Source organism: Thiomicrorhabdus hydrogeniphila, assembly GCF_054656895.1.
This window is the reverse complement of sequence record NZ_BAAHXL010000001.1, coordinates 2,907,640-2,921,650: the sequence shown is the minus strand read 5'-3', so window position 1 is coordinate 2,921,650 and position 14,011 is coordinate 2,907,640. Positions and strand designations below refer to the sequence as shown.

At 36.6% G+C, this 14,011-nt stretch carries 12 protein-coding genes; 7 read left to right on the top strand and 5 right to left on the bottom strand.

Annotated features, from left to right (window positions below; all coding sequences use genetic code 11):
- The first annotated feature begins 26 nt into the window (after positions 1-26).
- Positions 27-1,391: a protein kinase domain-containing protein gene (locus ACYQ0E_RS13140; protein WP_460188681.1), complete on the top strand. Its 1,365-nt coding sequence runs from the start codon at positions 27-29 to the stop codon at positions 1,389-1,391.
- Positions 1,392-1,617: 226 nt separating this feature from the next.
- Here the strand turns inward: ACYQ0E_RS13140 and ACYQ0E_RS13135 are convergent, their stop codons facing one another.
- Complete coding sequence (locus tag ACYQ0E_RS13135; RefSeq protein ID WP_460188680.1) at positions 1,618-2,025, bottom strand: hypothetical protein; 408 nt, start codon at positions 2,023-2,025, stop codon at positions 1,618-1,620.
- Positions 2,026-2,206: 181 nt separating this feature from the next.
- On the opposite strand from ACYQ0E_RS13135, the gene ACYQ0E_RS13130 reads away from it, so the two are divergent.
- Together ACYQ0E_RS13130 and ACYQ0E_RS13125 are read left to right on the top strand one after the other, a co-directional pair.
- Positions 2,207-2,725 (top strand): adenine phosphoribosyltransferase, encoded by a 519-nt coding sequence (locus tag ACYQ0E_RS13130; protein WP_460188679.1) that lies wholly within the window; start codon positions 2,207-2,209, stop codon positions 2,723-2,725.
- 21 nt (positions 2,726-2,746) lie between these two features.
- Positions 2,747-4,123 (top strand): sensor domain-containing diguanylate cyclase, encoded by a 1,377-nt coding sequence (locus tag ACYQ0E_RS13125; protein ID WP_460188678.1) that lies wholly within the window; start codon positions 2,747-2,749, stop codon positions 4,121-4,123.
- Positions 4,124-4,179: 56 nt separating this feature from the next.
- Here the strand turns inward: ACYQ0E_RS13125 and ACYQ0E_RS13120 are convergent, their stop codons facing one another.
- Both ACYQ0E_RS13120 and argH read right to left on the bottom strand, forming a co-directional pair.
- On the bottom strand, positions 4,180-4,890 hold the full coding sequence (locus ACYQ0E_RS13120; protein ID WP_460188677.1) for a pseudouridine synthase: 711 nt from the start codon (positions 4,888-4,890) through the stop codon (positions 4,180-4,182).
- A gap of 101 nt (positions 4,891-4,991) precedes the next feature.
- Positions 4,992-6,386, bottom strand: coding sequence for an argininosuccinate lyase (argH, locus tag ACYQ0E_RS13115; protein ID WP_460188676.1), 1,395 nt, complete (start codon positions 6,384-6,386; stop codon positions 4,992-4,994).
- A 219-nt stretch (positions 6,387-6,605) separates the two neighbouring features.
- On the opposite strand from argH, the gene hemC reads away from it, so the two are divergent.
- The 4 genes from hemC to ACYQ0E_RS13095 all read left to right on the top strand — a co-directional run bounded on the left by hemC (position 6,606) and on the right by ACYQ0E_RS13095 (position 11,244).
- Positions 6,606-7,550: a hydroxymethylbilane synthase gene (hemC, locus tag ACYQ0E_RS13110; RefSeq protein WP_460188675.1), complete on the top strand. Its 945-nt coding sequence runs from the start codon at positions 6,606-6,608 to the stop codon at positions 7,548-7,550.
- Positions 7,551-7,598: 48 nt separating this feature from the next.
- Positions 7,599-8,438 carry a uroporphyrinogen-III synthase gene (locus tag ACYQ0E_RS13105; protein ID WP_460188674.1) on the top strand — a complete coding sequence of 280 codons (840 nt, stop codon included), beginning with the start codon at positions 7,599-7,601 and terminating at the stop codon, positions 8,436-8,438.
- A 118-nt stretch (positions 8,439-8,556) separates the two neighbouring features.
- A complete protein-coding gene (locus ACYQ0E_RS13100) occupies positions 8,557-10,041 on the top strand; it encodes a coiled-coil domain-containing protein (protein WP_460188673.1) in 1,485 nt (494 codons plus the stop codon).
- Between the two features lie 24 nt (positions 10,042-10,065).
- Positions 10,066-11,244, top strand: coding sequence for a heme biosynthesis HemY N-terminal domain-containing protein (locus ACYQ0E_RS13095; RefSeq protein ID WP_460188672.1), 1,179 nt, complete (start codon positions 10,066-10,068; stop codon positions 11,242-11,244).
- Positions 11,245-11,795: 551 nt separating this feature from the next.
- Here ACYQ0E_RS13095 and ACYQ0E_RS13090 read toward each other — a convergent pair.
- Together ACYQ0E_RS13090 and ACYQ0E_RS13085 are read right to left on the bottom strand one after the other, a co-directional pair.
- A complete protein-coding gene (locus ACYQ0E_RS13090) occupies positions 11,796-13,163 on the bottom strand; it encodes a GGDEF domain-containing protein (RefSeq protein WP_460188671.1) in 1,368 nt (455 codons plus the stop codon).
- A gap of 140 nt (positions 13,164-13,303) precedes the next feature.
- Positions 13,304-13,993: an FAD-binding oxidoreductase gene (locus ACYQ0E_RS13085; RefSeq protein WP_460188670.1), complete on the bottom strand. Its 690-nt coding sequence runs from the start codon at positions 13,991-13,993 to the stop codon at positions 13,304-13,306.
- Positions 13,994-14,011 lie beyond the last annotated feature (18 nt).

Here is a 14,011-nt window from a genome sequence, read left to right as displayed (position 1 = left end):
CCTAATTAAAATAGGATTAAGACACTATGTCTGAAGCGGTTTTAGCTGTTTTAAATCAGCAACCTGATTTAAGTAAAATAAAACACATTAACACTATAGGAACGGTCTCTACTTATAAAGTTAGGCAAGTGAATGATCGAGGGTCTAGAACTCAACTGGTCAGAGTGCTAGCAGATGTCAGAAATTATCAAGCAATTAAACGTGAAAAAGATTTATTACATTATTTAAATCAGTTTTCTGAATTTATACAATTTAATGAGATACGTAAAGTAGGCTATCACTACCTACAATTTTTTGATTTTGTTGGCAAAAAAAATGTGCAAAAAATCGTGCAAAAAAAAGGGCCATATTCAACAAAGAAAACAAGCAAATTATTGGCTGATATTATTGCCGTTTTAGAGCATGTTCACAGTTTAGGGTTTGTTCACGGGGATATTAAACCAAGTAACATTCTTATAGGAGAATCACAATCCTATTTGATTAACTGGGACAAAGCGATGCCATCACTGAGTTCTTATGAATCAGAGACATTACTGGGTGACCAGCAATATTGCGCTCCAGAACATTTAAATGGACAACTTGATGAAGCCAGTGACATTTACTCCCTTGGCTGTACACTTTATTTTGTTCTAACTGGTAAGCATATTTATAGGTTAGGTAAAGGTGAAAATGTAGACAATCAATTATGGGCTCATACACATCACTCGGTTCATAAAATGAATAAAATTCCAATATTTTGGCGTTATATCATTTTTTGGATGACTCAAAAACAACCCGAAAAAAGACCAAATCTAGAAGAGCTTAAAAATTGGTTAGTAGATAAAACAGTACCTGAATGGGTTAGACAAATGAGCGTTAGGGTAGATAAATCCTATCCAGAGGATCCTTTAACCGTTTTAGCTGATGAACATTATATGTACCCAATTTTTAAAAAAGCGCAAGCCAATGAAAAGGCGGGTGACTTAGAAATTGCGTTTAGTTTGTACGAGAACTGTGCCTTTAGAGATTATGCTCATGCCGAGCATTGTTTAGGTAAAATGTATGAAAAAGGAAAGCCAATTAAACAGTCTTATGCAATGGCTGCCAATATGTACCACCAGGCCTTCCAAAAAGGACATCCTGAAGCCGCCTATTGCCTTGCAAGACTATTTGAAAAGGGCTTAGGTATGCCTATTAATTTAGATTACGCCATTAAGCTATACCGATTTGCCGCTATGCGTGGCAACTTAAATGCTCAAAATTCATTAGGAATGCTGTATTTAAATGGACATGGTGTAACGTTAGACTTAGCGCAAGCTTATACCTGGTTGGGGTTAGCCGCAGAGTATGGCCATAAAGAAGCGCATGACAACTTACAAAACCTTTTACAACAAAGTAAAATTAAAGCGTAATTTTATTAAAAATAAGTAAAGACTGAACAAAAAACGTTTTAAATAATAAAGGTTCAATGTCGTTGTTTTTATTTAAAAATTTAAATTAACGACACCTTGTTTTGAGTTTGAATTTTTATAACTTCTATCCTTTTCTCTGCATAAATTTCAGCATTAAACACCTTCATAAGATTTACCAGGCCTGGTAAATCTTGTTGCAAAACAACTTTTGTAAAAATAAGGTAAATTACATTTTTTGTTTTAATAACAGTGCAAAATCTGTTAGCCAGTGACTAAATACCGGGTAATCTTCCTTGGTTAGTTCAATGACTTCTTTAATAGTAAACGCGCTGAGCGGTTTATTTACACTCAAACAAGCTATCTTAATTAAATATAGCACTTCTTCTTTATCAAAACGTTCATTAGGTAAAAAGTAAGTTACTTTGGCTAATAACGCAGCATCAACAATTTCTGACCACATACCAATAGGCACCTTATGCAACGTTAATAAGGTTGTATCTGGCTCTTTAGATTGCCACAACTGTAATAATTCATTAAGAGGCGTAACGGTTAATATTTGTTCAGCAACATCCCTTGCATGCGGAGCCAATTGTAACAGTGCTGTTTTTTCATAATTATTTTCAATTAAGTGCATAGAGTTCGCTAATTAATTTATGTGAGTTTATAGGTGGATAAAAACGCTTGAGTGTTTAAATTAAAATCAAACCTATATAGTTGATAGAATAAACATTTCTATCGATAGAGTAAATAAAACAAAGACAAAGGTTTGTCTATTTTATTAAATAATTTCAACTGATTCACTTAAAGGCACAAACATGGCTCAACACCCGCTGGCTCAATATCTTGATGCAGTTCCAGATTTTCCCAAACCAGGTATTTTATTTAGTGATATTTCCCCTTTATTAAAAAACCACTTCGTAGAAACCATTGACGCAATGAGTGATCTTTATACAGAAGAGGAATGGAACAATATTGATTGTTTAGCGGGTATAGAATCACGTGGGTTTATTTTTGCAGCCGCACTCGCATTTAAACATAATAAGGGTTTTATTAAAGTAAGAAAACCCGGAAAACTGCCTAACGTAGCTGCATCAATTGAATATGGCCTAGAATACGGAAGCGACAAACTAGAAATGCAAATTGGAGACGGAAGCCGCATATTATTATTGGATGACCTTATTGCAACAGGCGGTTCAATGGGCGCTGCCGCAGCGTTATGCGAAAAAGTAGGTTATCAAGTAGCAGGTATCGCTTGCTTAATAGATCTAGCCGATTTAAACAGCTTTACCTATAAAGGAATGACTGTTCGATCTGTTATTCAATTTAATGATTAATATGTTCAATAAGGCGAATGAATGCGTATTCCTAGATTAACCAAAAGTATTTTCCTAGACCAATTTATCTATATGCAGATGGTTGGCGTTATTATTGGCTTAGCATTTCCCAAGTTTTTAGTTTTATACGGTTTTCCAGAAGAAGAAGTTTTGACTTGGCGCTTTTATTTAGTCACTCAAATTGCGGGTCAAACGGTTGGGTTTATTAGTTTTTTAATGATTTCAATGGTCATTCGTCCGCATTTAAAGCAGTTATCGCAAAAAATGCAAGATATTGCGACTGGTCTTCACGAAAAAGATCTTTTAGACTATTCTGCAAAATGTCATGATGATTTATGTTTAATGGAAGTCGTGTCAAACGATGAAATTGGCGTAAGTGCTCAAGCCTATAATGAATTATTAACAGCGCTATTAAGCTCTCATGAAAATGAAGTCGTTTTTAATAAATTTTCATTAATTTTGTCAGAAAGTCTTGAAGTACAAAGTCTATCAGAAGACGTTATTGATTTACTTATCTGTTCTACAAAAATAGAAGGCGCGACCATTTTAATGTTTAAAGATGGCGACGTTAGAGTTGAAGCATCTCAAGGCATTGTTAAACCAGAAACGCTTACCCAACACCCCGTTATTAAAGAATCCATTCAAAAAGGGACTGCTCATTATTTTACCTTGCCTAAACATATTGAAATGGATCGAATATTAACCCAATTTACGCCGTCAGAAGTTTTTGTGGAGCCAATTGATTTTAAAGGTGTTCATCTTGGAGTCATCATTGCAGCAACGGGTTCTGAATATGCTGATGAACGAACAAAAAATACACTGCAATTGTTTGCTAGAAGTGTTGGATTAGCTCTCAACAATGCATTAATTCATTCTAAATTCCAACGTTTGGCCGCTTATGACAGCTTAACAAACGTCTATAATCGCCGTTTTGGCATGGCAAGATTAAAAGAAGATTTTGGCCGAGCAGCAAGAAATAACTCATCTTTAAGTGTGGTGATGGTTGATATTGACCACTTTAAAAATGTAAATGACACTTATGGTCATTTGGTGGGCGATAAAGTCATTATTATGATTTCAAATATTCTTAAAAATATTTTACGAGATGGCGATATTGTTGTGCGTTACGGTGGAGAAGAGTTTTTAATGATATTACAAGCCGCTAACTTTAAAGATGCCACTATTGTGTGCGAACGTATTCGTCATCAAGTACAAGATTCGACTTTTGAAACAAATGAACAGCATATTCCAATTACCGTTAGTATAGGCGTTAGTGCATTTCCTGAAACCGAAGTTAAAGATGAAGTGCAATTGATTGATAAAGCGGATCAAGCTTTATATCAAGCTAAACAAACGGGTCGAAATAAAGTGGTTCAATACGGTAAAGTTAGTTCTTAAGCGTATTTAAATTGAGTATTTTCAACCAAAAAATGATTTTACCAGGCCTGGTAAAATCATTTTGCTAATACAGAATGTATTTCAAATTGTGTTAAAGCGCGGTATTCACCGGGTTTTAAAGTCTGATCTAATAAAATTTTTCCCATAGACTCTCTATGCAGTGACTTTACACGGTTTCCTACTGCAGCAAACATACGTTTAACTTGATGATAACGGCCTTCATAGATAGTTAATCGACATAGGTTTGGTGTAAGTTGTTCAAGCTGGGCTGGCGATGTAGTCATGTTTTCATAGGCAAAATAAATGCCCTTTGCAAAAATAGACTCTGTCTCAGGCGATAGGGTATAAACCGTTTCGACTAAATAGCATTTTGGAATTTTTTGTTTGGGCTCAGTAATGTGTTGAGACCATTTACCATCATTCGTTAAAATTAATAGACCGGTTGTGGCTCTATCTAATCGGCCTGCGATATGTAAACCTTTGACTAGGTTGGCATCTTCTGTTTTAAGTAGTTCTAGTGCAGTTTTATGTTTTGGGTCGGTTGTCGCGCTTAAAATGCCTGCGGGTTTATTCATCATAAAATAGTGTGGGATTTTATGCCTTTGTAGCGGGTTACCCTCAATTTCAATAGTCGAAAAATCATTCACCTCTAGCTCTCTTGAATTAGCCAGAATGCCATTAACTTTAATACCGCCCGAAGCCAGTAATCGTAAAATTGATTTACGACTTAAGTCTGCGTACTTGCTTAAATAGCGATCAAGCTGCATGGTGTATCCAATTGTTTCATTGTTAAAATTAAAGGCCTAAAACAAAAAAACCGCCTATTTATAGAGGCGGTTTTGGGGTTAACGCTCTTGGAAAAGTGAAATCAACGGTTTAAGTATCGTTTAGCACGTTCAACAGCAGCTCTAACTTGATTTGGCGCCGTTCCACCTAAATGGTCACGAGCGGCCACAGAGCCTTCTAAGGTTAATACATCAAAGACATCATCGGTAATCTTGTCACAAAAACCTTGTAGGGTTTCTAATGACATTTCAGATAAGTCTTCACCTGTTTTAATACCATGAGCCACCGCTAAACCAACAACCTCATGAGAATCACGGAATGGCAAACCTTTACCTACTAAATAATCGGCTAAATCGGTTGCGGTAGAAAAACCACGTTTAGCGGCTTCATAGGTTACTTCACGTTTTACTTGAATAGCAGGCACCATGTCGGCAAAAGCGCGCAAAGAACCTCTAACGGTGTCGACTGTGTCAAATAAGGGTTCTTTATCTTCTTGGTTGTCTTTATTGTAAGCCAATGGTTGGGATTTCATAAGCGTTAATAAACACATTAAATGCCCGTAAACACGGCCTGTTTTACCACGAATAAGTTCTGGAACATCGGGGTTTTTCTTTTGCGGCATAATGGATGAACCCGTGCAAAAACGATCAGGTAAATCAATAAACTGAAATTGAGCAGAAGACCATAAAACCAATTCTTCAGAAAAACGTGACATATGCATTAGCAGGGTGGCCGCAAAATGGGTAAACTCAATGGCAAAATCACGGTCAGAAACGCCATCTAATGAATTTTCTGAAATGCGTTCAAAGCCTAATAGTTCAGCGGTGTATTCACGATCAATTGGGTAAGTTGTCCCTGCCAAAGCCGCAGAACCTAATGGCATGGTGTTGGTGCGTTTACGACAATCTTGCAAACGTTCTTCATCGCGTTTAATCATTTCAAACCACGCCAACATGTGATGACCAAACGTCACAGGTTGTGCGGTTTGAAGGTGAGTAAAACCAGGCATAATAGTATCGGCTTCACGCTCGGCTAACTCTATCAGGCCTGCTTGCAAGCGTTGTAGTTCAGGTAAAATGGCATCAATTTCATCACGAATATATAAACGAATATCGGTAGCCACTTGGTCATTACGAGAACGACCTGTGTGTAATTTTTTACCCGTAATACCAATTAAACTGGTTAAACGGGCTTCGATATTCATGTGAATATCTTCTTGTTGAATTGACCATTCAAATTGACCAGCTTCAATTTCTTGCTGTATTTGGTTTAAACCCGCAATAATATCGTTGAGTTCAGCCGCATTTAAAATCCCAACTTTCGTGAGCATTTTGGCATGAGCAATAGAGCCTTGAATATCTTGTTTGTACATACGTTGGTCAAACTGAATAGAGGCGGTAAAAGCCTCTACAAACGCATCAGTAGACTCGCTAAAACGCGCGCTAGATAGTTTTTGTTGATTGTGTTTATTGCTCATGCTTATCCCAAATTGGTTGGTTTAAATCGTTAAATAAGAATTTATAGAACGGATTAAAGTCTATTGTTTTTGATTTCACTTAACTTAATCCCTTATTTTAACTAAAACTTTAAGAGCTTTTTCAGTAAAATGGGGCTAATCAAAAAATCATTAATAAAAAACGCGGTGTTAAAGGCCTGTTAGTTACTAACATCTTTTATTGACGTGAATGGAAGACCTATGAAAAAAACCTTAAGAATCGCTACTCGTAAAAGTCCTTTAGCCATGTGGCAAGCTGAATTTGTTAAAGCTGAACTAGAAAAAGTTCATCCAGGTTTAGAAGTCATATTATTACCAATGGTGACTAAAGGCGATAAAATTTTAGATGTGCCTTTAGCCAAGATTGGAGGTAAAGGACTTTTTACTAAAGAGTTAGAAGATCGCATGATGGATGGCGATGCCGATATTGCCGTGCACTCAATGAAAGATGTGCCAATGGAGCTACCAGAAGGGTTTGCTTTAGGTGCAATTTTAGAACGACATGCTCCAACCGATGCGTTTGTTTCAAATAACTACGAAACTTTTGAATCTTTACCGCAAGGAGCGATTTTAGGTACCTCTAGTTTACGTCGTAAAGCACAGTTGTTATCAATTAGACCCGATTTAGATGTCCGTGACTTACGCGGTAATGTTGGTACACGTTTAGGTAAACTTGATGCAGGTGAATATGATGCCATTGTTTTAGCAACATCTGGCTTAATGCGTTTAAAACTCAATGAACGTATTCGTCATGAAATTTCGCCAGAGGTATGTTTGCCAGCCGTAACTCAAGGTACTTTAGGGATTGAGTTTTTTGAAAAAGATAAAGAAACATTAGATATTATTAAAGTGCTAAACCATAAAGATACAGAAATTCGTACAATTGCTGAACGCGCTATGAATCATCGTTTAGAAGGTGGTTGCCAAGTACCTATTGGTGTCTATGCGGAATTAGACGGTGATCAATTGAGTATGCGCGGTTTAGTTGGGGCTTTAGACGGTTCAGAAATATTAAAAGCGAGTATTAGTGGGTTAGCCAAGGACGCCAAACAATTAGGTACTGAGTTAGGTGAAAAATTATTAGATCAAGGTGCAAAAGCCATTTTAGATGAAGTGTATGCCAATGACGCTCATCACAAAGGCTAAACTTCTTAAAGGGTATTTATTAAGAGACCTGAAAAAAAGAGTCTTTAAGTGAAACCGTTTAGCTTCTTAAATACACGCCCAGCACATCAGGCACAGCCATTAAATCAAATAGTAATGGATATGGGTGGGCAAGTATTTGAATGCCCAACCATATATATTGATTGGCTTAAACCTACGCAAACTCAGTTGGCCAATATACCGCATTTTGATAAGGTAATCTTTACCAGTGCTAATGCCGTTGAAGGTTGGTTTCATGCAGAAAATGCAAAGCAACACGGCAAGCTAAAAACAGAAATACAACCTCCTTGTTTTAGCGGTAAATTATATGCCATTGGCAAAGCCACTAAACAAAAAGGGGAAGAGTTTGACTTAAATATTCAAACCCTTTCGCAAACCCAGTTTGATAGCGAACACTTTTTAGCACACGCTGAAATGCAAAATGTAAAAGGTGAAAAAATCGCCTTAATTAAAGGTTTGGGTGGCAGAAAATTATTAAAACAAACCTTGGCAGAACGAGGCGCTAAGGTTGTTGAGATAAATATTTACCAACGAAAGCAAATAGAATTTTGTACAGAACAATGGCAAATATTTTTGGCATCAAAAACCCCTATTGTATTAATAAGCAGTTTAGAAGGCTGGCAAAACTTATTGCAGGGGCTACAAAAGAGCAACCCGTTAAATCAAAAGCGTAATATAGAAACGGGTGATATTGATAAAGACAAATTGAATCAGTTATTAAGCAAATTAGCAGGCCTGGTTGTTATGAGCCAGCGAATTGCAGAACAAATAAGGCTAACAGGTTGTTTAACTCCAATTCAAGTTGTTCAAATACAAAGTAATCAAGGTATTGCACACGCTATCCATGCCATAATAGAAAAAAATGAATAAAAGCTAGATAAAATCTAGGCGAAAAGGCCTATTTAACGTTTTTTGTAAAAGTATTTATACTCATTACCATAATATAAACATAATAACGGCAACATAAAAGAGAGTTTTAGGTGAAAATATGTCTAAACGCATAAAACCCAATGTAGAACATCGTATTGTTGATGGTGAGGTTATTTCTGGCAGTATTGATGAAAAAATCTTACGCGGACAGTCTTTTTCTCAAGAAAAAGCCCAAGAACATTCACCAGAAGAATCGGTTAATTTGGAAATGCCTGCCGATATGAATAAAGAAACCACCAACTTTATTAACGATGAGCCTATTGCTTCGGTTTCAAATGGAGATGATGTGTCAAATACAAAAGACAAGTCGATGAAAAAACCAAGTTTTTTTTCAAAATACCGTAGTACTTTGTTGTGGCTACTGATGTTTATTATTGTGATTGTTGTTCTATTTGTTACACGACCCAATAACGATTGGCAAATTCAAAAAATTAACGATTTACAGTCCGAGATTAATCAGCTAAAAGAAGATAATCTTGACCTCAATAATCATATGGAAAAACAACAAGCCAATATGCAGAAAATGATTACAGAGCAAGTCAATGCTGCAACACAAAACTTGGCTGTAAATAATGAGAGTTCAACAACAGATAGCAGTGTGTTTGAACAAAAAATTCAGCAGCAAATTGATGTGTTGCATAAAGAAATGTCTTCACTAACGGGAGCAGCGGCTAAACAAGCAAATAAAGCTTTGGCTGAAATTAATCAACTTGCAGATAACGCTCAAAAAAGCCTTCCATCATCAGCAGAACAAGAAAAAGCTTTAAAAGAACTCGATGCAAAACTCCAAAGCCAAATGGCAAATGTGAGCGATAAATTAAAAGAATTATTTAATTTTAAGACCGAACAGCAAGTTTTAAGCAAAAAACCGAATGTATTAAAACTTGATATGCCATTAGATAGTTTGCAAATTCAACAATGGATTGTTGAAGTAAATACCCAGTGGATTTTAAATGGTCGTGCAGATGAAACCCAACAACAACTTTTGGCTCTTGAGCAAGCGGTAAGTTTAAGTGACTTTAAATACACAACCCAATTAGCCCGTTTAATTGGTCAAGATTTAGGTTATTTAAAACAAGTTAAAGAGGACCAATTACGCAATCCATTGCCACAAACCACTGAGCTTAAAGATGTGATTGCTAAACTGACCGCTAAAAAAATAAAAAATGGTAATAGCGTTGTTAAAACGGCCGAGCAGGACTCATCAACAAGCATTAACGGATTACTATCAAAATTTAGTGAAATGTTTACCGTTAAAAAACGAACGGAAGATGGAGCGGTTACTCAAGTTGATGACTTATTAGAAAATGATGTTTTACAGCAGCGTTTAAGCTTATTGGTGGACAGACTAGATTGGGGTATGCAAACTCAATCACTGCAGACAGTGAAGCAAGCGACTGCGGATATAAAAGCCTTTATAAAAAGACATTACAGCCAAGAAGCAACGGAATTTAATTTGCTGTTAGAACCTTTTTTACGTATTCAGTTTCCACGTAAACAGAATTTATCGATTATAAACTTAGATGAAACGATTGAGCACTAATCAAATGAAAGAGCTACAAAATATATGAGATTAATTGTCGTCTTAGCGATTCTTTTTTTACTGGCTACCTCGCTAGCTACCTTGCTATTGAATGATAATGGTCAGGTTTCGATGGTTTGGCAAGACTATGTAATAGAAACGAGTGTTAGCTTTTTATTTGCCACCGTACTCATTGCTTTTATTCTGGCTTATGGTGTGATTCGCCTTATTATCAATATTTGGAATCTACCTCTTTTTTGGCGACGTCATCGTAAAATGCGTCAATACAGCAAAGCAGAAACGGCAATGGCTAAAGGGATGATTGCCCTTGAATATGGTGATTGGCATAAAGCGGAAAAACAGCTTATTAAAAGTGCAAAAAATAGTGAAGCAGGTTTGGTTCATTATTTGAGTGCGGCCAAAATGGCGCATAACCAACAAGCCTATGATCGACGTGATTTATATTTGGATCAAGCAAGAGATTTATACCCTGATGAATACATTACCATTGGTTTGGTTGAGGCGCGCTTATTATCAGAACACAAGCCAGAAATGGCGCTGGTTATTTTGCAGGCACTGCATGAGCAACAGCCTAAAAACCCAACCATACTAGCTGAATATGCAACGGCTTTACGTAAGCTAGGTTATTGGCAAACGCTGGCTGATATACTGCCAGATTTAAAGAAATCACGTGCTTTAGGTGTAGTTGAATACAGTGAACTAGAGCAAAGTTATTGGGCTGGTAAACTCGCATCAGCAAGTAATGAAGATGAGCTAAATAACCTTTGGGCTTCATTGACTAAAAAGCAACAATTCGATCCAACTCTGCTCTCTGAATATGTTGAACAACGAATAGGCTGGGGGCAAGAAGTTGCCTTACAAAGCTTGCTAGAAAGAGCAATTAAAAGACAATGGAACGACCGATTAGTTTATCAATATGGGCGTTTAACATTAGGGCCAGCTTTTGAACGTTTAAAAATTGCAGAAAAATGGCGAACCCATATCAAAGGGGATGAAAATCCTATTTTATTGCTGACACTGGGTAGACTTGCTTGTAGTAGCCAATTATGGGGGATGGGCCAAAGTTATTTAAAACAAAGTTTGGCTTTAAACCCGCAAATTGAAACCTTTCATGCTTTAGCACAATGTTATGAAGCGGAAGGTAAAGACAATCAAGCCGCATTAACCTACAAAGAAGCTATTTTACAATTAGAAAATAAATAATTTTAAGCTTAAAAATCTACCTCATCTATCACATTCAATTTCATTATTAACAATCAAGATGTCATTATCGGGCTTGACCCGATAATCTCTCCGTTGCCAAACAAAGATTCCATGCTTAAGACAGAAGATGACAGCGTGCGTTTTCTTTTTTATTAGGCTGTTTCTCTAAGTTTGTAGGCATGCTGTTTTAGGTAATTTACCAGGCCTGGTAAATTGGTTTTTAAATCTACAATACACACTCACTAATAATAATTCCATCTTGAATAAATCATCTTGTCATTAACAATCCATCTCGTTATTAACAACTAAGTTCGTCATTATCGGGTTTGACCAGATAATCTCTCCATTGCCAAACAAAAATTCTTTGGTTAAGCCATAGAGTGCGCATTTTCTTCCTTAAGCTTATTGGTATCTTGTTTTAGGTAATTTACCAGGCCTGGTAAAACTATTGTGTCGGTTTAGGAGGTGTTTGCTGATTGCAGATAATAAAAAACCCGCTATAACAAAGTTATGCGGGTTTGTAGGGTAAAAACTTGCTGAATAGCGTGTTTTTAAGATTCAGAACTTGTTGGTAACGGTGGGTAACGACCAGTTTGCTCTTCTGCACTGCGCATTGAAGCAACAGCGGATTTTAGTAATTCTTTGGCGGTAATCTCACTGTCAGAGCCATTGCAAGTAACGCTTCCTAGTTGAATAGTAAATTCATATTCAGGTCGCACTATTGAGTTCTTAGCATGATCTGGAATGTCACTATTTATTAAACGGTGATAGATATCCTCTTTAACACGTTGAATACCTTCTTCGTCCGTTTCTGGAGCAACAATGGCAAAGATTTGTTCTTCTAAACGGAAGGCCATATCGGTTTCACGGGTATCGTTATGTATTATTTGGCCAAATACCATATATTTTGAACCAGGGTCTTCCATTTCAATATTTTTGGCTGTTGAATTTAAAACTTTAACATTAACCAATTTAATAAGCAGCAACGAAAATGGGTGTTGATAACGATGGCTTCTAAATAGTTCATATTTCATCACTTCGTTAAAACGTTCTTTATGAAACAAACCTGTTTGGTGTTCTGTCACAACCAAGGCATCAAGTTTGTCGTATATACCGTGTATTGTCTGTATATGTGCAGATATACTTTGATCAATTTGATCAACTTCAATCATTTGTTGAGGCGTTCTTTCCCAGTCAATATGTTGTTCGTGACTACTTAAGCGCAAACGTCGTACACGGTCATTTAAGCGACCTAATGGTACAAGTAAATTCGTTTGTACTAATTTATTGGTAATGATGGTAGCAACCACAATAAAGATTAATAAAAATATGGCAAAGAAAACAATGATTGAGGCGGCAGAAACCTGGTTAATAGACATAGGTACTTGTAGCACCATGGTTCCAGCTAAAGCGCCGGCGTAGATTTCGCCTGTTTTAACTTCTTGAGAGTGGCAAACTAAACATTGGCTTTGAAACTTAATGGGAATAGCGGCATTAATGGTGCCGTTTACAATGTTTGTTTCAACAATGATACGTTCATTTTTTTGAACGTCTTCAATCAGGCGTTTAAAGGTTGCAGTTGTCGGGGTTGATGGATCAACGACATCATCTTCTTCGGGGTCTAAAAATTGAGGTGCTTTTTGCAAGAATAAGGCGGCGCCAGGTATTCTTTCGCGCAATTCTTGATACACTTTATCAACATTATAAGGTTGCCAACCGGTATTTAAATGTTCATTAACCGAGTCATAGCTCTCTTTTTCAAGATTTTCTATGTCTGAGTTAATTGTATGATTTAACGCAAAATAAGCGGGTATACCTGTAAGCGGTAAACTGATTGCAAAAGCCACCGCAATCGCAATAAATAGCTGGTTTAGCAGTACAGATTTAAAGGTATATTGTTTAAAGTTTACTTTAGCCATGATTATCTTTTAGTTTATTCACAACTGCATTATAGACTACGAAAAGAGCTGTATTCACATATCGGTAATCAATAAATTAATAAGGGTATTAGACTATTCTTAATACTATTGTCACATTCCCATAAATCGGTACTTTTTAGTTAATAAACTAAATGATTTTCATTTAAATGCGCGGCTAAAAATGCTTCTTTAGCGGTTTGAATCATTGGCCAAGGTCCACACATATATAAAGTGTGATTTTCTAAATTAGGGTGATCGTGAATAACGGCGTTATGAACTAGGCCTGTTTCACCTTGCCAATTTGTAAAGTCGTCAGAAATAACAGGAACATATTCAATATGAGGATGTTTTTGAGCAAGATCAATCATCCATGTGTGTAAATAAAGCTCTTCTACACAGCGTGCACCCCAATAAAAGGTAATGGGTACTACAATATTTTGGCGTAAAGATTCGTTTAATAAAGCACGCATTGGGGCAAATCCCGTTCCGCCAGCTACAAAAATGATGGCTTCATGCGCAGGCTGTAAACTCATTTGTGCTTTTGGTCCTTGCATAACTAAATTATCACCCGCTTTTGTTTCAAATAGTTTACTTATCCAGTCGTTATCAGGTTGTTTACGAATATGGCATTCGATTAACCCATCGTCTCGCGGTGCATCAGCAATAGAAAACGGTTTAAGCTCTTCAGTATCAAATCCCAGCATAATGTAATCGCCAGCGGTATATTTAATAGGCTGTTCTGGTTTGAGTAAGAGTTGAATAATTTGTGTGGCCAATTTATTGGCTTGTACCACTTTTAAAATATGAGTGATGTTTTCATCAGAAGACATTAGGGTTTCCAAGAGTAT